Source organism: Clostridium thailandense (assembly GCF_019207025.1).
In the GTDB taxonomy this organism is placed as follows: domain Bacteria; phylum Bacillota; class Clostridia; order Clostridiales; family Clostridiaceae; genus Clostridium_AM; species Clostridium_AM thailandense.
Genome location: NZ_JAEEGC010000007.1, coordinates 134,581 through 154,855, shown reverse-complemented (window position 1 = coordinate 154,855; position 20,275 = coordinate 134,581). Strand labels below are relative to the sequence as shown.

Sequence of the window (20,275 nt, the reverse complement as noted above, 5' to 3'; positions counted from 1 at the left end):
AAGTTCAATTTATTTTTATCTCATATGTTCCTATGTTTTTACATTAAAATTATGCATACTATTGCATATTTATAAGAAAACGTTTTTATTTATTATATTCATAAAATTCTTTAAAGGATTTTATAGAATATATATAGTCCTTAATTCCACCTAGCTCTCTTATAGAATGCATCGAAAGAATAGGGAGTCCCATATCTACTGAATTTATATTTACATGACTTGAAGATATAGGTCCAATAGTAGATCCACCTTTTTCATCTGATCGGTTAACAAATACCTGAACAGGTACCCCTGCTTTATCGCATATACTTCTATAAATAGCACTAGATACACTATCCGAGGTATAGCTTTGATTCGCACTTACTTTTATTATAGGACCTTTATTAATTATCGGCCTATTTACAGGATCGCTTTTTTCACCATAGTTTGGATGAAGTGCGTGACCTAAATCACAGGATATTATAAATGATTTCGAAAGAGTTCTAAAGTAATCTTCTCTATTTTTATTCATCGAAATTATAATTCTCTCCAGCGTAAAAGCTAGCATTGGAGAATCTGCTCCCTGCTTTGTGTTGCTTCCAACTTCCTCGTTATCAAAACAAACCATCACATTAGTAGCATTTCCTATGTTAACTTCCGTTAATGCTTTGATTCCTGAATGTACCATTATCAAATCATCTAATCTTCCACAGGATATGAATTCATTATTTAATCCCATTACACTTCCTTTTTCATATTCATAAAGATATAAATCAAAATCTAATATTTCTTCCTCTTTTACTTTTAATTCTTCTGCAATAGTTTTTATAAGATATTTTCCTTTTTCAAACTTCTCATTTACTAACGAAAGTAAAGGCAATATGTCTTTCTGTTTATTTAATTCTACACCTGAATTTACATTTCTGTTCATGTGTATAGCTAAATTCGGTATTATTAAAATTGGTCTATTTATATTTAATAGCCTTACTTGTGGTGAGAAAGGATTATCGCTTTTTATTGTTACCCTTCCAGCTATAGACAAAGGCCTATCAAGCCAAGTATTTATTATTGGAGCACCATAAACTTCTGTATTTAGTTTTACATATTGTCCTTCCACTTCCATGTCTGGATTAGGCTTTATTCTAAAACCTGGTGAATCTGTATGTGCACCTATTATTCTAAAACCCTCTTGCTCCAATTCTCCTTTTCCTACAACAAATGCGATTATCGCTGAATCATATTTACGTAGAAAATACTTTCCTTCCTTTTTTAAGTTCCACTTATCCTCTTCCATAATTTCTTGGAATCCACTATTTAATAGAATTTTTCTTACGCTATCTACTGCGTGAAATGCCGTAGGGCTTTCATAAATAAAGTCTATTAATTCCTGGGTTTTTTTTAATTCTTCTGTCATTATTATTCCTCCCGATACAAAATGAAAATAAAAGTTATTACTCTATAATTATACCAAAGTATCTTTTTTTTAGTTATAGACTGCCATCTTTTAATTAAATCATTATAAATCTATATAGTTTCAATTCTTTGATTGTATAAAAATATTACAAATAATATATCAAAATTAATCATTTATGCATAGTATATAATGATTGTAATACAGTAGGAGAGTGTGTTTATGAAAGGTAAAATTAAAAATGTATTTCCAGGAGGAAATACCAGTCAGGGATTTTATTCGTTCTATCAATACATTATTAACCAAGATACAGCTAGAAGGAAAATTTGTATTAAAGGCGGTCCTGGTACTGGAAAATCAACTCTTATGAAGAAAGTAGGAGAATTCTTCAATTCAAAGGGCTATGATATCGAATATCATCATTGTTCATCAGACAATAATTCTTTAGATGGTATAGTTATAAAAGGATTAAATATAGCCATAGTTGATGGAACTGCACCTCATGTAGCGTTTTCCTAAAGGCATATTTGAATTCATAACATTAAAAATTCCAGTGAACTCTTACTTCTTGCTCCATAGTAAATTTATCTTTTTCTCCAATCTCTATACAATCAATCAACTCATTGACTATATAGTGAGTAAGTTTTGAAAGCTTTTTATATTTGTCTATTTTTCTTATTAAGCTTTCTGCAGATGTGAGCTTATTTTCTATTTCACAGATTTTCTTATTTATGTCCTCTTTTTTTAATTTTAAAAATTCTTTTTCCTTTAAAAACAACTCAGCATATTCCTTGAACTGAATCTCTGATATAATACCTCTTACTTTATCGAAGTAAATATTCTTCGAAGCATCCATTATTAGGTTTATTTCTTTATTCACATTTCTTAATTGCCTATTTAAATTTTGAACATTAGTTTCTGTACACTGCTCCTTTAGCAGCTTTGCTGCAATTTTACTATTATTGTCAATCAACTTCATATGAGCATTTATTCTCTCTAATATAACATATTCAAGTTCTTCTAATCTTATAGAATGACTTGTGCAAAGTTTTTTCTTTGTATTACTTAAGTAACATCTGCATCTTAAATAACTGTAACCATTACCATTATTATTCTTGGCCATAGTGTTTTTGCAATCCAAACACTTAACCTTCCCAGCAAATATATGGGCCTCTCCTTTCTTTGTGCTCTTTATCTTAGATTTAATTCTTTTTTGTACTAGATAAAATGTATTTTTATCCACTATCGCTTCATGAGTATTTTCTACAATAATCCATTGATCCTGATCTAAATTTTTCATTTTTTTAGTTTTATAATTAATCTTTTTACATTTATGCTGTACCATATTTCCTATATAGAGTTGATTTTTTAATATACGCTTAATAGTTGTTTTGTTCCAAAATCCATAATCATTTTTTAAAAAAGAATTTTTATATTTAAATCCTTTTAGTTGCTTATACTTTGTAGGATTAGGTATATTTTTCCCATTTAATATATTTGCTATATGATGAGTACCATTTCCTTCAGTATATAACTTAAATATTATATTAACTATTTCTGCTGCTTCTCTATCTACAATTAACTTATTTCTATTCTTAGGATCTTTCATATATCCATAAGGAGGAAATGAGCCTATAAATTCCCCCCTCTTCTGTTTCATACGAAATATCGTTTTAATGGATTCTGATAAATCTTCACAGTACCATTCATTAACTAGTCCATTTATCTGACGTGACTTTTTATTATTTTTGTCTAAAGTATCTACACCATCAACGACCGTTACGAACCTAATTCCCCATTCTAAAAATTTATTATGAAGGTATTTTTCCACTACCTCCATATCTCTAGTAAATCTTGATTGGGTTTTACAGAGTATAATGTTAAATTTTCCTTCCTCTCCATCCTTTAACATCCTATTGAATTCCGGTCTTTCTACATTAAGTCCAGAATAATCATCATCACTATATATCTTATATATGCTCCACCCTTTGTCTACTGCATAGTTCATTAATAAATTTTTTTGATTCTGTATACTCTCACTGTCATCCATAGAACTCTTTTTATTCCTATCTTCATCACTTAATCTACAATAAATTGCCACTCTAAACACTGTAGATACCTCTCTTAAATTACTATACAAAACTCATAAATTATTAAATCTAATATATTTTACTTATTTAAAATTTCTTCTCTATTTTTTATTATCCTGTAAATTAGTTTTTCTAAGACTTCCTTCCTCTTGCTTATATCATTGTTTTTAAAACTCTCAATTACTTTAATTTTACTTTCTTTTTTACACATAAAAATACCCCCATACTAAATTATATGAGGGTATAATAATTATTTATTCAGTTCTTATTATAATAAAAATTAATTATGTCATCTCTCTTTGCTATGCCGCATTTTTTTCAGCAGAAATAGATTGAAAATACTCTTGTCCTTTTTTAGCGTCATATCTTCCTTCCCATTTTGATATAATTACAACAGCTAGTGAGTTACCACAAACATTTACAGCTGTTCTTGCCATATCAAGAATACGGTCAATTCCTGCAATGAATGCCAATCCTTCTACTGGAATACCTACAGATCCTAATGTTGCTAATAATACAACAAAGGATACTCCTGGTACTCCTGCTATACCTTTAGATGTAAGCATTAATACAATAACTAAATTGATTTGTTGTATAATTGATAAGTGTATTCCATACATTTGTGCGATAAATATCGCTGCAATTGCCTGATAAAGTGTAGATCCGTCAAGATTAAACGAATAACCAGTTGGAACAACAAATGTTGCAATAGATTTCGGACATCCGAATTTTTCCATTTTTTCCATTATTTTAGGTAAAACTGTTTCTGAACTTGCAGTACTATATGCAAGTATAAGCTCGCCCTTTAAAATTTTTATAATGCTTATGATACTTGTCCCAGCAATTTTTGCTACTAAACCTAGTACAACAAGAACAAAGAAGATCATAGCACCATAAGTAGTAATAGCAAGTTTTCCAAGTGGTATTAAAGACTTAACTCCGAACTTAGAAACAGTTATTCCAATTAATGCGAAAACTCCAAATGGAGCAACCTTCATAATTTGGTTAGTTACCCAAAACATTGCATCTGCAGTTCCTTGACAGAATTGAAGCACTGGCTTTCCCTTCTCTCCAATTGCTGAAACACCTAATCCAAACATAACAGAGAAGAATATAATTGCAAGCATGTCCCCTTTGGCTAAAGAATCAACAATGTTAGTCGGAACTATATTTACAAATGTATCTGCAAAGCTGTGATGAGCTACTGTCTGAGTAGTTTGCATATAGCTAGAAATATTAGTTTTTGCAAGTGAACTCATATTTATTCCAGTTCCTGGATGGAATACGTTTGCAATAATTAGCCCAAGAACTATAGCTACTGTAGTAACCATCTCAAAATAAAGTATCGTTTTTCCTCCTAATTTTCCAACCTGTTTTATATCTCCAGCTCCTGCAATTCCAACAACAAGTGCTGAGAATACTATTGGCACAACTATCATTTTGATTAAACGTAAGAAGATATCTCCAATTGGTTGTAGATAAACCGAAACTGCTGGGTTACCATAAAATACCGCACCAACAATAATACCAAGAATAAGACCAATAAGAATTTGCGTTGCTAATCCAAGTTTTGCTTTTTTCATTATATCGCACCTTTCCCCTTTATTATAATTTTTCTTTTATGCATATATCCAATTGCATGATTTAGATTTCCTATATTTGAATTTTATAGTCTAAACTATAAAATTCAACTAAAATCTATAAACTTATTTTTGAAATTTTTAAAAATAATTAGTATTAAATTATTTCTGCCAAATGATTTAACATATAAGGTTTTATTTAAAATATAAAGCATTCTGATAAATAGGGGAAAATTTTTTTTAAAATTCATTTATTCTTTCTATTCTGATGTGCGAAGAATAAAACTTTATTAAGCTACTAGAATATTGGCGAATTTTCTGTTATTCTTTTTAAGTATGTAGTATTTAATATACAGATTCAGAGGAGCGTAGATTCTATTGAAAGAAACATTATTTAAAAAAAATCTATATATTATTATTTTAATGGTTGTGATAGTACCTCTAGCTGGAGAATTAAAGTTTTATCCCTTTCCTAACACTTTTCGTGTTACCTTTGGAGTTCCGATTTTTTTTCTACTCCTATTAGCGATACGAAAGGTACCTTTAGTGTTGTGTGGAGCTATTGTTGGAGCCTCTGTTGTATGTTTCCGCTTAGCTTTATCTATTAGCACAGAAGGTTTTTTTCAACTTCAGAACTCTTTTATACTTCATTTTCCTACTTTTTTTTATTATCTTACTTATTCATATGTATTTTATTTAGCAAAATTAAATAGATTCCATCATCATCCACTTATAGTTGGTTTCTTATCTGCTATAATAGAAATAACATCTAGTATTGTTGAACTCTCTATAAGACATTATGTCTTAAAGGATATCATTACTTTTTCAATCTTAAACGAGGTCGTCATTATCGCTGTTATTAGAAGTTTTTTTGCCCTTGGATTTTTCTACGCTATAAAACTTCATGAAGCTGAAATATATTCAATACAACAGCAAAAACAAAATCAACATATGCTCTTACTTATATCTAATTTATATGAAGAATCGATTCAACTAAAAAAGTCATTAAAAGATTCAGAAGAAATTACGAGGAATTGCTACGACTTATATCAAAATTTATTAAACGATCAAAATTCATTTACCTCCGAAGAATTAGCAAAAAAAATCTTAGGAATTGCTGGTCAGGTACATGAGATAAAAAAAGATAATCAAAGAATTTATTCTGGTCTTTCTGAAATGATTTCTGCTGAAAATTCAACAGACTATATGAATGTAGAAGAGATTGGTAACATAATTATTCAAACTAACCAAAAATATGCTCAATCTTTAGGAAAAAATATTGAATTTGTCTTGAGTATTAATGGTGTATTCCCTCCTCTACATGTTTATACAACTTTATCTCTTGTTAACAACTTAGTTTCTAATTCTGTAGAATCTATTAAAATTTCTGGCTTAATTAACATATGCATTAATAAAAATAGTACTGAAATTGAATTTAATATTTTTGATACTGGCTCAGGAATTCCTAAAAAGAAGGCGGAATTAATTTTCAAACCAGGATATACTACTAAATACGATTTATCTGGCAATCCTTCAACAGGTATTGGACTTACTTATGTTAAGGAGGTTGTAAATAACCTTAAAGGCCAAGTTTATATAGAAAGTTTTCCAGAGAAGAATGAAACTATTTTTACTATAAAACTACCAATTAGAAGTTTATCAGAGAAAGGATGATAAAATGAATTTTTTTATTGTAGATGATGATGAAGCTATTCGATCTATGTTAGAAGAAATAATAGAGGATTATGATCTTGGAAATGTTGTCGGCGAGGCTGATAACGGTTCCATTGTAGATAGTCAGCTGCTTAGGCTAAAAAAAGTCGACATTCTCATTATTGATTTATTGATGCCTATCAGAGATGGAATTCAAACCATAAATGATTTAGATGGGGATTTTTCCGGAAAAATTATAATGATTTCTCAAGTAGAAGACAAGCAGATGGTTGGTAAATCTTATTCTCTAGGAGTTGAATACTATATTACTAAGCCAATTAATCGTTTAGAAGTAGTGAGTGTTATCCAAAAGGTAATAGAACATGTTATATTAGAAAAATCTGTATCCGAAATACGTAAAACTCTAAATATTTTGGAGTTTGGCATAGAAAAAAATAAAACTGAAGACAATTACTCAAACAAGAATATAACCCTATCCGGACAATTCCTTTTAACAGAGTTAGGCATGATCGGTGAAAGTGGTAGCTCAGATCTATTAGATATGCTTGAATATTTATCTCAATACGAAAAACAAAATCCATTTGATCATGAGTTTCCTCCACTTAAAGATATATTTACCACTATAGCTACTAAAAAGCTTGGAGGATTGGCAAATCAATTGGACTTACAAAAGGAAATAAAAGCTTCTGAACAGCGAGTTAGAAGAGCTATATTCCAAGCACTAATTCATCTTGCCTCACTGGGCCTTACTGATTATTCTAATCCTAGATTTGAGGAGTATGCTACGAAATTCTTTGATTTTACAGAGGTTAGAAAAGTAATGCTGGAATTGAAAAACGATGTTAAACCATCTATATCAAGAATTCGCATCAATACTAAAAAGTTCGTAAAAGTTCTTTTTTTAGAAGCTAAAAAGGAACTATAAGTTTTAAAATAGGATTTGTAGTCAACTCTTGTTCCTAGACCTTGTGTCTTTATGATACCTTATCCCATGTAGTAGACCCTCAAAATCCAGGTGCCGTAGACGAAGTACTAAACCTGGGGGAATATTGGGATGAAAATGGATTAAAAAAATATAGAGAGAATATAATAGAGACAAACAAACAAATTCAAAATGTCTTTAATAGGGCATATAATTTTATAAATGCAGCAAAACTTATACATGATGATTGGAGCAATTACAATAAAAAGGCTTTAGATTATTCTAGATTGTCATTATTGGAAGAAGATTTAAAGGTTAAAATTCTATCCAATTATGACTTTGCTAAAATAGCAGACGAAAGACATCTATTTGCTACTGCCTTTACACCTAATGGTATTGTAACCTTTATAGATAATCTATGTGAAGATTGTGAAAAAGTATATGTACTGAATGGTGGTCCTGGTACTGGAAAAACTCAAGTTTTAAATTTTATGTTAAAAGAAACAACAAAGCGAGGACTTTTTACTGAAGTTTATCATGACCCTCTTATTCCTGAAAGAATTGAACACATTATAATACCAGAACTAAAAATTGCAATAATAACTTCTAATGAAATAAATAATAAAAAATTTAATGGAATACAGATTTACCTTGAAAATCTAGTTAACTATTCTCTTATTGATAAAGCTGAATTACAAAATGATAAGGATACATTTTATACTTTATTAAATAAAGCTTTATCTGTTATATCCTCTGCTAAAGAACTTCACGATGAACTTGAAGTCTATTATATAGAAAACATGATTTTTACAAATATGGATAAAGCCTACTATAATTTAATAGATAAAATTTTAAAGTACGAAGAAGATTATAAAGAAGAGCAGGGTTAAATATTACCCCTGCTTCCTTACAGCTGTTATGTAGTAATTTTTTTCCTCACTCTAAATCCTTTTGTACTAGAAACACTTCTTCCTATAGAAGTAATCTTTCCAGTAATACATCCTACACAATGAGCAGGCGTATCTCCTGCACACGCTTTTCCCGGATATAAAGCGTACATTTTTCTATACTCTCCTTCTGTTACATTCGGCATAACTACATTGGCTCCGCTTTGAAGCGCCACTATTCTTCCATTCCTACTTATCGTTTCCATAGCAGTAGTAGCTGGAATATTTGTATCAGGCATTAAAAGTCTAGTTATTGCCATAACCTTTAAGCTCATTGTAAATTCCCCACCTTTTTCATTCTTTAAAGGTGTATCCTCATTAGGAATGAATGGTCCAAGTCCTATCATATCTGCTCCTATTTCCTTAAAGAACAAAATATCATCAGCTAAAGATTCTAACGTTTGATTAGGCAATCCTATTAGACTTCCACTACCAACTTCATAACCTAACTCTTTTAAATCTTCTAAACATCTTTTTCTTTCGTTATGACTCATACCTGGATCCAAATCTTCATACAACTTTTTATCTGTAGTTTCTATTCTTATTAGATACCTATCTGCACCAGCTTCTTTATAGGCCTTATATTCCTCAAAGCTTTTTTCCCCTATACTTAATGTAATAGCTACATCTAGCTTTTTAATGTTAGATATTATATATTTCATTTTATCCAAAGTGTAAAATTCATCTTCTCCAGACTGCATAACTATAGTTTTATAACCATATTCGACTGCTTTTTTTGCTAATTCTATTATTTCATCTGGTTCTAATCTATATCTATCTAGATTTTTATTCGATGCCCTCAACCCACAATATAGACAATTTCTCTTGCATATATTGGAAAACTCTATCAAACCTCTCAAATGGACTTCATCGCCTACGTATTTCTTTCTCACTCTATCTGCAGCTTGAAAAAGCTCTTCATTACAACTATCGTCTTTCAATATTGTAACTATTTCTTCCCTATTCAAATTATGACTAAATTCGGCTTCTTTTATTAATTCAACGCTTGTACTCATCCTATGGATAACCCCTTTCTTAATTGCTTTTTAGTGCCCTTATAACTATTTTAATGAAATAATTCAATTTTAACTAGAGATTTATAAAATAATTTATTAAATATATCAAGTTTTTAAAATGAAGTTGGAAACTTGAAACACATATCCCAAATTCTCCAATTTGTTGATAGTCGCTTTAACAGAGTGCGAGGGACTATTAGATCAGATAGTCATCGGATGAATTATTATATAAATAAAAAGGCTTTTATAAAAGCCTTTTTATTTAATCGAGGAAATTGTATAAATATATAATTCATGTAATGCCCTTGTGGACATCACATATTTTAACTTATATTCTTCATCATAGATACTTGTGTTAGTATCTATAAGTATAACAGCATCAAATTCCAATCCTTTAGCAAAATAGCTTGGTAATATAACTTCTCCACTAGAATAAATTATATCTTCTCTATCTAGTATCTTTATTTTTATACTCTTCTTGAGGAGTTTTCCTAAAGCTTCAGTTTCTTTTAAGTCTCTACAAACTACTGCAATACTTTCATACCCTTTCTTCTTTAATCTTGCTACATCCTGAATTATTTTATTCAAAGCATTATCTAAGCTATCTATATGCTTCTCTACAACTTTTTCTCCACTTCTCACTAATGGAACAGTTTTATTGCCTTCAATATACTTGTTTGCATATTCTATTATTTCTTTTGTAGATCTATAGCTTCTTGAAAGGATAAAATTATAAATTTCAGAACCACTCAGAATATTTTTCAATTCTAGCATTGCAGGAGAACCATCTATAGGCATTATTCTCTGATTACTATCTCCCACTATGGTAAACGAATTACATGCTGTGAGTTCTTTTATTACGCTAAACTGTAATGGTGAATAATCCTGAGCCTCGTCTATAACAACATGTTTTACCTCTTCATTATATTTTAATCCTTCTAATCTTATTTTAAGGTAAATAATTGGAGCCAAATCATCATAAGTCAATTCTTTTCTGTCGTTAAATTCATTGTATATTTCGTTAATATTAGGATTGTCTAACCAAAACAACTTTTTCTTTATCCTAATAACTTCTTGCACTATCTCTCTTATTCTGTTTTTTCTAATAAACTCAATATTATTGTATTGAGCTTTAAGCTCACTTTCTGACAGCTTACTAATTGTTTCTTCATGTTCCTTATTTATCTGTCTAACTAAATTGTCTCTTTCATCTTTTATTTTAGAATATATTATTCTCTTTATCTTTTTACTTCTTCTAAATAAAGGCATATCTTTGAAATAAGAATCAAACATTTTCTGTATTTCTTCTTTATTAACAATAACTTTGTCATAAAACTTTATATTTTCTATCTTAAAATATTCATTATCTAGCTCTTGTATTATTTTATCCAATTCATTAATATATTCTAAGGAACCCTTATATGCTACATTTTTATTAAATTCTCTATCTCCACTTAATATTCTTTCCATGTAGTCTTTAAAATTCATTACCTTTTCTAGTCCTAAAATATCCATAGCTAGATCTCTAAATGTATACTGCTTTACTCCTATCTCTCCTAAACTAGGTAAAACTGTTGATATATAATCTATGAATATATTATTGGGCCCTAAAATTAGAACCTTATCCTGTAATACATCCCTATAATTATATAACAAGTAAGCTACTCTATGTAAAGCTATAGTTGTTTTGCCACTACCAGCTACTCCATCTACCACAGTAATCTGATTTCTAGGCTGTCTTATTATTTCATCCTGCTCAGCCTGTATTGTCATTATTATATCTTTTAATTTTTCACCAGCATTTTTACTTAATATCATTTGAAGTATTTCATCTTTTACATCCATACTTGTATCAAACATTCCAAGTAACTCTGCTTTTTTTATTATGAATTGTCTTTTTGATAGTACTTCAGCCGTCATTTCCCCTAAAGGACCATTATATTTTATATTTCCAAGCTTACCTGCATAAAACAAAGCAGCTACTGGTGATCTCCAATCAATAACAATTGGTTCATACTCAAGCTCCTTAGTTAACCCAAATCTTCCTATGTATATGGTTTCATCGCCAAACTCATCTTCAAAACTGAACTTACCAAAGTAAGGTGAACTACTTAATATAGTTAGTTCTTTTAGTTTTTTATCAATAATCCTAAAAGCTTCTTCTCTAACAAACCTTTCATGATCAAAATATTCAATTATTTTATCCTCATCATCTTTGTATTCTTCAAGATTCTTCTTTCTTAGATTTATGATTCCTTCTGTAATTGCTTTTCTCTTATCTGTATACTTGAGAATTTGACCTTTTATTTCTTCAACAACTTCTTTAAGCTTATCTTGTTCAAAAACAAATTCTATTTCCTTTTTCAATTCCCGTTCTAGTTCATTGTTTTCCATAGTGAAAATCTCCATTCTATTCTTGTTCTTTTGATAAATACTCTTTAGAAGCCCCATTCCCTTTTACCATAGCTATAAATTCATCACCCATTAATGTCTCTTTTTCTAACAATTTTTCTGATATCTCTCTCAGCAAATTCATGTTATCTCTAAGTAAATTCTTAACTTTTTCATGAGATGTCTTTATTATTTTTAGAGTCTCTTCATCTATAATTGCTGCAGTTTCAGCGCTGCAATTTAAAACAGGCCTTCCATCTAAATATCTATTTTGAATAGATTCAAGTCCCATCATATCAAATCTTTCAGTCATTCCGTATACGGTAACCATACTTCTTGCTGTTTGAGTTGCTCTTTCTATATCATTGGATGCTCCCGTGGATATTGTGTTAAACTCTGTTTCCTCAGCAGCTCTTCCACCTAACATTACACATATTTGGTCCATCATCTCTTCCTTGGTTATTAAATACTTTTCTTCAGCAGGGAGCTGCATAGTGTATCCTAATGCTCCCATAGTTCTAGGAACTATAGTGATTTTATGAACTGGATCTGTATGTTTTAATAAAGCTGCCACTAATGCGTGACCAACCTCGTGAAAAGCTACCGACCTCTTTTCCGCATCTGATAATATTCTATCTTTCTTTTCCTTTCCAGCTATTATTACCTCAACTGCTTCCTCTAAGTCTTCCTGCACTACTTCTTTTCTATTATTCTTTACAGCCCTTAATGCTGCTTCATTTATTATATTAGCTAAATCTGCTCCAACTGCTCCTGGAGTTCCTTTAGCTATAGCACTTAAGTCTGCCGTAGAAGATATCTTTACTCCTTTTGAATGAACCTTTAGTATATCTTCTCTCCCTTTTAAATCTGGTCTATCTACAATTACTCTCCTATCAAATCTTCCTGGTCTTAATAGAGCCTTATCTAATACTTCTGGTCTATTAGTTGCGGCTAAAATTACAACTCCTTTAGATGAATCAAATCCATCCATTTCAGCAAGCAACTGATTTAAAGTTTGTTCTCTTTCATCATTTCCTGCTATATTACCTTCTCTACTTTTACCTATAGCATCTATTTCGTCTATAAATATTATACATGGTGCTTTTTGTTGGGCTTGTTCAAAGAGATCTCTAACTCTTGATGCTCCCATTCCTACAAACATTTCTACAAAAGCTGATCCTGATATAGAGAAAAATGGTACATTGGCTTCCCCAGCTACTGCCTTCGCTATCAAAGTTTTACCCGTACCCGGAGGACCAACAAGCAACGCTCCTTTTGGGAGTCTAGCTCCTATATCTGTATACTTTTGCGGATTATGAAGAAAATCTACAATCTCAACCAGAGATTCCTTGGCTTCTTCTTGTCCTGCTACGTCATTAAAAGTTATACCTGTTTCATTTTCTGCGTATATCTTTGCAGTATTTTTACCAAAAGACATAACTCCACTACCCATTTTTTTGTCAAGTCTCCCAAATAGTATCCTTCCAATAAACATGAATATTATTATTGGAAGTATCCAATTTAAAATAAAGTTTTTTATTGGATTATTCTCTAAAGGTGATCCACTATACTTGATACCATTTTTAACTTTAGCCTCTTCAAGTTTCTTTATTAAATCTGGGTCATCTATTCTTTCTGTATATAATATCTTACTCTTTTCTCCCTCTTTTAATTTGGGAGTAATAATTATCCTATCTTTAGATATCTGTACTTCCTCAACCTTATTCTGAGAAACATATGTCATAAAATCACTATATTTTATATGCTCAGTTTTCAAATTCATTACATAACTATTAACGACGAAAAGAATAACAGCAACTGCTATTGCATAATAAATGCCGTATTTAAGCTTATTGCCATCAAATTTCTTATTGTTAAACATGTTAAGCCTCCATATCAATATACTTATAAATTACATAATTATATTATATCAACAAAAACCATTTTACCTATAGTTTTTATAAATTGTTTTAAAGTAATTTTCAAATTATACATATTTTTATTTTTCGTTTAGATAAACTAAAGCACACTCTGCAAATACAGCGGCTGCTTTATATATTATATCCTCATCTATATTAAACTTTGGATTATGTAATGGTTTAACAATTCCTTTTTCAAAATTATATGTACCTACCCAAAAAAATGTGCCAGGAACCTTTTCTTCAAAACTTGAGAAATCTTCGCCTATCATAGTAGGCTTATCAATTATAACTAAATTCTTATGACCTATAATATTACTAGCTGCTCTTCCAACAACAGCTGTAATTTCAGAATCATTAATTACAGGTGCATGATAAGGAAAAAAATCAAAATCACATTTAGCCCCATTTGCTAAACATATTCCTTCTATAATAGATCTCATTATATCAGGGATTTTATCTCTAACTTCATAAGTTAATGTCCTTATAGTTCCTTCCATTTCAGCTTTGTCTGGTATTACATTATGCGCTAAACCAGCATTAAGTTTTCCTATGGTTATAACAGCTGGCTCTAAAGGATCTACCTTTCTACTTACTATAGTTTGTAAAGCCATATATATTTCACATGCAACAGCTATAGGATCTATACACTTATGTGGTTGTCCGCCGTGCCCACCTTTTCCGTATATAGTTATCTTAAAATTGTCAGATGCCGCCATTAATGGTCCTGCCTTAATGCCTATTTTTCCTGCTTCAATATTAGGCCAAACATGCGCACCCACTACAGCATCTACTCTAGGATTTTCTAGTACTCCACTGCCTATGGTTTTCTCTGCTCCACCTTCTTTCTCCTCTGCAGGTTGAAATAAGAATTTCACATTACCACACAATTCTTCTTTGATTTCTGATAAAATTATGGCAGCTCCAATAAGCCATGAGACATGGGCATCATGTCCACAGGCATGCATTAAGTTAGGATATTCAGATTTGTAATTTACGTTATTCTCTTCTGCAATTCTTAAACAGTCCATGTCTGCTCTTAAAAGTATAGTTTTTCCTGGATGTTTTCCTCTAAGCACTCCAACAACACCAGTTCCTCCAATATGCTCTTGAACCTCTATTCCATGCTGTTCTAAGGTTTCGGCTATTAATTTTGCTGTTCTATTCTCATGCATGCCTATTTCTGGATGTGCATGTATATCTCGTCGTATATCTATAAGTTTATTTTTTATAGCTTTAGCTTTTTCTAAAATTACTTGTTTATCCACTTAATTCACCTCTTTTTTTATTTGCGAATCTATATTAAAGTATACTATATTATTCATTTGAAAATAAACCCTTAATAACTCACTTTTCAATAATTAAATCTTAAAACCATCTATTTATTTTAGACCAAATTATATATAATTATTAGTAAAAAATAAGTCATAGTTCTCTATGACTTATTTAATATATTACTTTATATTAATATGCTCTACCCCAGTAAACCATATGTTTAGCTTTTTTACCACAACATACACATGTATCAGAAAGATTTTCTTGTGCAAATGGCATACACCTTGAAGTTGCTCCAGTTTCTTCTTTAATTTTATCTTCGCAATCTCTGTCCCCACACCACATTGCTTTAACAAAACCAGTTTTATTTTCAACTATATCTTTGAATTCATCCATAGTTTTTGCAACACTAGTTTTTAGTTCTCTAACAGCTTTTGCAGCTTCAAGCATTGAATTATGTATATCATCTAATAATGCTGGTATTTTAGTTTCTAATTCATCCATAGAAACTACGATTTTTTCTCTTGTATCTCTTCTTACAAGTACAACTTGATTCTTTTCTATATCTTTAGGACCAATTTCTAAACGAACTGGAACTCCTTTCATTTCGTATTCCGCAAACTTCCAGCCTGGCATTTTGTCACTGTCATCTAGCTTAACCCTAGCAATTTTAGATATTCTTTCTTTTAATTCTCTTGCCTTATCTAAAACACCTTCTTTATGTTGTGCTACTGGTGTAATAACAACTTGAATTGGCGCTATTCTTGGTGGCATTTTAAGTCCATTGTCATCTCCATGAACCATAATTATTGCACCAATTGAACGGGTTGTGAATCCCCAAGAAGTCTGATGAACATGCTTAAGCTTACCATCCTTATCACTAAATTGAATTCCAAAAGCTTCTGCAAAGTTTGTTCCAAAGTAGTGTGAAGTTCCAGCTTGAAGAGCTTTACCATCATGCATTAAAGCTTCTATTGTATAAGTGGCCTCTGCTCCTGCAAATTTTTCTTTTTCAGTCTTCTGTCCTCTTACAACTGGCATAGCTAGCATTTGCTCAGCATGATCAGCATAAACATTTAACATTTGTATTGTCTCTGCTTCTGCCTCTTCCTTTGTAGCATGAATTGTATGACCTTCTTGCCATAGGAATTCTGTTGTTCTAAGAAATGGACGAGTTGTTTTTTCCCATCTTACAACTGAACACCACTGATTATATAGTTTTGGTAAATCTTTATAAGATTGAACTACCTTAGCATAATGTTCACAAAATAATGTTTCTGATGTTGGACGTACACATAGTCTTTCTGTTAATTCTTCATTACCACCTTGCGTTACCCAAGCAACTTCAGGTGCAAAGCCTTCAACGTGATCCTTTTCTTTTTGAAGCAAGCTTTCTGGTATAAACATTGGCATATACACATTTTCATGACCTAATTCTTTAAATCTCTTATCCAAATCCTTTTGTATATTTTCCCACATTGCATAAGCATAAGGACGTATTATCATACACCCTCTAACACTTGAATAGTCAATTAATTCAGCCTTTTTAACTATATCCGTATACCATTGTGCAAAATCTACATCCATAGGTGTTATTTGTTCCACTAGCTTCTTTTCATTATCCATTTTAATACTCCTCCTAAATAGACTTATACATTTAATATTGCTCTTTTTAAAGGTAAAATCTAATAAATATTATTGACATAAAGTATGTACTTTAATAGTAAGTCAACTAATTTTGGGCAATATAAAAAGCCTTAAATCCCTAATAGGGACCAAGACTATATCGGCGGTACCACCCTTATTAATATACTATAAATATATTCACTCTTAATTTTTAACGGAATTGACCGCTGTAGCCTACTATTATTTCAGTACAGAACTCTGAGGCAGGTTCAAAACGACTTTTTAGGAATCTTACACCTTACATTCCCTCTCTTAAAAAAGCTTTAGTTTTTACTAACCCTCTTCTTAGTTTTTTAAATACTTTAAATTTATTTTATATAATAAAACATAAACTCAAAGTTGTCAATAGGTTGACAGAATTTATTCATAGAATAAAGTTTATATTTTATTTATAATTAGTTTATGTAAAGTAGATATATAGATTTTAAAATATAATTATGAAAGTCTTTCATAAGCAGACATCTCAAATCTCTGATTTGGTGGTGCTGCTTACCCAGAGGTATTGATCTAGTAATAACTACTTTTACTCATCTGACGTACGGAAGAGAAGTTTCATAACAAAAAATAGAACTAAAATTTAAGAAGGAGTTGTTAAAATATGAAATTCAAGAAAAAAACAGCAATGATTTTAAGCTTTGCTGTAGGTACTTTAATGTTTGCAAGTACCGCCATGGCTGAAGTAGCTTCTAAAAATGGCTATGACCAAGTTAAAGATTCTCTAAAATATACAGCGGAAAGCTGTACTACTAAACTTTCAAATTATACTATGGATGTATCCCTTGTCATGAAAGATAATGGTAATACTATTGCTTCTAATAGTTCTGTTATCAAGTGTAGTGTATCAGATCAGGCTACTGAACGTACAGAAACAACTATAGAAGGCTCAACCAAAAGAGAATATTATAATTACTCTGATAAAAACTCTTTTATAAATAAAGATAATTCTCAAAATGTTTATTATGTTAATGAATATGAAAAACCTCATGAAAATAACTCTTTTAAAAATCCTTTCAAAGAGAAACAAGCTAGTGACGTAGAAAAAATAGCAGATGCCCTTATAGGTAATTTAAAAGATTCTGTTGCAGTTACTCAAAATGCTGATGGAAGTAAAGAGTTATCTGGTTCTTTAAACGAATCACAAATTCCGGCACTAGTTAACGCAGTAGTATCTTTTCAATCAAAAAATGTATTTGGAAGAAACAGGGGCGATAACGAGGACTATATGCCTAAAATTTCAAAAGATATATTTGTAAAAGATGTTACAGGAAAAATGTTAATTGATAAAAATGGTTTAATTCAAAGTGTTCTTGGAACTGGAACAATATCTGGTAAAGATGAAAGTGGTAAAGAACATATTTTAACTTTCGAACTATTAGGAAAATTGTCTAATATTAATTCAACTATCGTTAAGAAGCCCGATCTAAGTGGACAAAAGGTAGAGAAGGTTATAGAAAAAGACTACAATAGGCTATCTAATCCAGAAAAATATACTGGAAAATACAAAAGCGATATCATATTAGAAAAGGATGGAAAATTTGAAAAAATAGGTGAAAGATCGATAAATATTGAACAAATAAATGAAAAGAGCATAAGCGGAACTTATCATGAAGAGTATACAAAAGGTTATGAAGATTATGCATATAACAAAACAGATTTTAAATTTAGTGCAAGCTTTAATAAAGACCACTTTGATGCACCTTTTACTTCTTCTGACTCTAGTATTAAGGGGAACATATCTGTCAATCCGCATTCTGCCAGAATATATTTTAATATAGACTCAAGAAGAAATCAAAATCTTGTATCTGATGACGAGTTCAATAAAGTATTCAATTAATAATAAAACTTGCCAGTATTATAACTGGCAAGTTATTCTTAGCGATATTATTTATATTTGTCTTTGGGGGTATATAAATGGAAAAAGTAATCGAAATTAAAAACCTCTCCAAAATATATAAAAATGGACGAGGAATAATGGACATTAATCTTGATATAAATAGGGGTGATATTTTTGGATTTTTAGGACCTAATGGTGCCGGTAAAACTACTGCCATGAAAATTATGACTGGACTAGTAAGACCGGACAGTGGTGATGTCAAAATTTTAGGGCATAGTGTTCTAGAAGAATTTGAACAATCTATGAAAAAAGTAGGTTGTATTATAGAAACTGCTGAATCTTATTCCTACTTAACGGCCTTTGAAAACCTAAAACAATTTTCAAGGTTTTATGACAATGTTGATAATACAAGAATTGAAGAAGTTTTAGAACTTATAGGACTTTTAAAATATAAAGATGAGAAACCTAGAAAGTTTTCTCTTGGTATGAAACAAAGACTTGGAATTGCTGCTGCAATTTTATCTAAACCTGAAGTAGTTATTTTAGATGAACCTTTAAATGGTCTTGATGTTGAAGGAATGATTGCTGTAAGAAATATTATAAAAGACCTTGCGGAAATAGAAAAAACCACATTTTTCATTTCAAGCCATCTTATACATGATGTTGAGCTCACTTGTACCAGCGTTGGAATCTTATATAATGGTAAAATGCTTAGTGTAGAAACCACCAAAAATATACTAAATGATTATGCTTCCTTAGAAAATTATTTTATTAGCGAGGTGGAGAGAAATGGTAGAATTTAAAGCAGTTATAATTAATGAAATTGAAAAACTCTATAAGAAGAAAAAAGTTTTAGTTGCAGCAGCAATATCACTTATTTTTATCATACTGGGACAAGTATCCATTATCGGTTTAAGAAGTGGCTTTGGAATACGCGGAACTTCTAGTACAGCATTCCCATTACTTGTGCTTTCTGTAGTAGCTAACTCAATTCTTCCTCTATTTACTGCACTTGTCACTATAGATAGTTTTTCTGGTGAATTTGCTCAAAACACTATGAAGATTGCACTTACAAGACCAGTTACAAGATTGAAATTTTTTACTGCAAAAGTTATTTCCATAATGCTATTTGTTTCTGTTAACCTTGTATTCATAATGATTTTTTCCACTATAGCTGGTTTTATTTTTAATTCAAATTCCTTTACAATAACAAGCATTATTAAGATATTTATTGCTTATTTAGTAACATTAATGCCTATGCTAGTTTTGGCACTTCTTATTACACTTCTTACAAACATATTACGGAGTGGTATAGGTGTGTTTTTTGTATCTATCCTTATTTTTATTGTTTTTAAAGCTTTAGGGATTGTTTTTTCAAGCTATTCTGGCATATTTTTTACAAGTATGATGGATTGGTATACATTATGGATTATGAACAATGTTTCTTTTTTAAAAATATTTCGTCAGTTTATGATGCTATCAAGTTATGCTATACTATTATTTACAGGAAGCTATTATTTATTTGATAAAAAAGAGTTCTAAGGTGAAAAA

15 protein-coding genes, 1 pseudogene and 1 other annotated feature are annotated in these 20,275 nt (G+C 30.5%); of the genes and pseudogenes, 7 read left to right on the top strand and 9 right to left on the bottom strand.

Going from position 1 to position 20,275, the window contains the following annotated elements; all coding sequences use genetic code 11:
• Positions 1-85: 85 nt before the first annotated feature.
• Positions 86-1,393 (bottom strand): M18 family aminopeptidase, encoded by a 1,308-nt coding sequence (locus I6U48_RS02025; RefSeq protein ID WP_218318723.1) that lies wholly within the window; start codon positions 1,391-1,393, stop codon positions 86-88.
• A gap of 219 nt (positions 1,394-1,612) precedes the next feature.
• Here I6U48_RS02025 and I6U48_RS02020 point away from each other — a divergent pair.
• Positions 1,613-1,897 (top strand): annotated as a pseudogene (locus I6U48_RS02020) (P-loop domain-containing protein); the annotation flags it as partial.
• A 34-nt stretch (positions 1,898-1,931) separates the two neighbouring features.
• On the opposite strand, the gene I6U48_RS02015 reads toward I6U48_RS02020, so the two are convergent.
• From I6U48_RS02015 to I6U48_RS02010, 3 genes are all read right to left on the bottom strand, one after another.
• Complete coding sequence (locus I6U48_RS02015) at positions 1,932-3,500, bottom strand: recombinase family protein (RefSeq protein ID WP_218318721.1); 1,569 nt, start codon at positions 3,498-3,500, stop codon at positions 1,932-1,934.
• 59 nt (positions 3,501-3,559) lie between these two features.
• On the bottom strand, positions 3,560-3,691 hold the full coding sequence (locus I6U48_RS29995) for a hypothetical protein (protein WP_281421787.1): 132 nt from the start codon (positions 3,689-3,691) through the stop codon (positions 3,560-3,562).
• Positions 3,692-3,782: 91 nt separating this feature from the next.
• Positions 3,783-5,063: a cation:dicarboxylate symporter family transporter gene (locus tag I6U48_RS02010; RefSeq protein ID WP_218318720.1), complete on the bottom strand. Its 1,281-nt coding sequence runs from the start codon at positions 5,061-5,063 to the stop codon at positions 3,783-3,785.
• A 375-nt stretch (positions 5,064-5,438) separates the two neighbouring features.
• On the opposite strand from I6U48_RS02010, the gene I6U48_RS02005 reads away from it, so the two are divergent.
• Genes I6U48_RS02005 through I6U48_RS01995 form a run of 3 tightly spaced genes read left to right on the top strand, consistent with a single transcriptional unit; the run spans position 5,439 to position 8,546 of the window.
• Positions 5,439-6,734, top strand: a complete 1,296-nt coding sequence (locus I6U48_RS02005) for an ATP-binding protein (RefSeq protein WP_246615159.1) — start codon at positions 5,439-5,441, stop codon at positions 6,732-6,734.
• Between the two features lie 4 nt (positions 6,735-6,738).
• The gene (locus I6U48_RS02000) at positions 6,739-7,659 is read left to right on the top strand and encodes a response regulator (protein WP_218318719.1); all 921 of its coding nucleotides are present in this window, start codon (positions 6,739-6,741) and stop codon (positions 7,657-7,659) included.
• 41 nt (positions 7,660-7,700) lie between these two features.
• The gene (locus tag I6U48_RS01995; protein WP_218318718.1) at positions 7,701-8,546 is read left to right on the top strand and encodes an ATPase; all 846 of its coding nucleotides are present in this window, start codon (positions 7,701-7,703) and stop codon (positions 8,544-8,546) included.
• Positions 8,547-8,572: 26 nt separating this feature from the next.
• Here I6U48_RS01995 and hydE read toward each other — a convergent pair whose 3' ends face one another.
• The 5 genes from hydE to proS form a co-directional block, all read right to left on the bottom strand.
• Positions 8,573-9,619, bottom strand: a complete 1,047-nt coding sequence (gene hydE, locus I6U48_RS01990) for a [FeFe] hydrogenase H-cluster radical SAM maturase HydE (RefSeq protein ID WP_218318717.1) — start codon at positions 9,617-9,619, stop codon at positions 8,573-8,575.
• A gap of 258 nt (positions 9,620-9,877) precedes the next feature.
• Complete coding sequence (locus I6U48_RS01985; RefSeq protein WP_218318716.1) at positions 9,878-12,013, bottom strand: HelD family protein; 2,136 nt, start codon at positions 12,011-12,013, stop codon at positions 9,878-9,880.
• A 16-nt stretch (positions 12,014-12,029) separates the two neighbouring features.
• A complete protein-coding gene (gene ftsH, locus I6U48_RS01980; RefSeq protein ID WP_218318715.1) occupies positions 12,030-13,892 on the bottom strand; it encodes an ATP-dependent zinc metalloprotease FtsH in 1,863 nt (620 codons plus the stop codon).
• Between the two features lie 117 nt (positions 13,893-14,009).
• A complete protein-coding gene (locus I6U48_RS01975; RefSeq protein ID WP_218318714.1) occupies positions 14,010-15,197 on the bottom strand; it encodes a M20 metallopeptidase family protein in 1,188 nt (395 codons plus the stop codon).
• A gap of 196 nt (positions 15,198-15,393) precedes the next feature.
• Positions 15,394-16,830: a proline--tRNA ligase gene (gene proS / locus I6U48_RS01970; protein ID WP_218318713.1), complete on the bottom strand. Its 1,437-nt coding sequence runs from the start codon at positions 16,828-16,830 to the stop codon at positions 15,394-15,396.
• Positions 16,831-16,971: 141 nt separating this feature from the next.
• Positions 16,972-17,186, bottom strand: a binding site (T-box leader).
• Positions 17,187-17,488: 302 nt separating this feature from the next.
• On the opposite strand from proS, the gene I6U48_RS01965 reads away from it, so the two are divergent.
• From I6U48_RS01965 to I6U48_RS01955, 3 genes are all read left to right on the top strand, one after another.
• Positions 17,489-18,724, top strand: coding sequence for a hypothetical protein (locus I6U48_RS01965; RefSeq protein WP_218318712.1), 1,236 nt, complete (start codon positions 17,489-17,491; stop codon positions 18,722-18,724).
• Positions 18,725-18,801: 77 nt separating this feature from the next.
• Positions 18,802-19,527 (top strand): ABC transporter ATP-binding protein, encoded by a 726-nt coding sequence (locus I6U48_RS01960; protein ID WP_218318711.1) that lies wholly within the window; start codon positions 18,802-18,804, stop codon positions 19,525-19,527.
• Positions 19,514-20,266 carry a DUF2705 family protein gene (locus I6U48_RS01955; protein WP_218318710.1) on the top strand — a complete coding sequence of 251 codons (753 nt, stop codon included), beginning with the start codon at positions 19,514-19,516 and terminating at the stop codon, positions 20,264-20,266. Before I6U48_RS01960 ends, I6U48_RS01955 begins: the two co-directional genes overlap by 14 nt.
• The last annotated feature ends 9 nt before the right edge of the window (positions 20,267-20,275 follow it).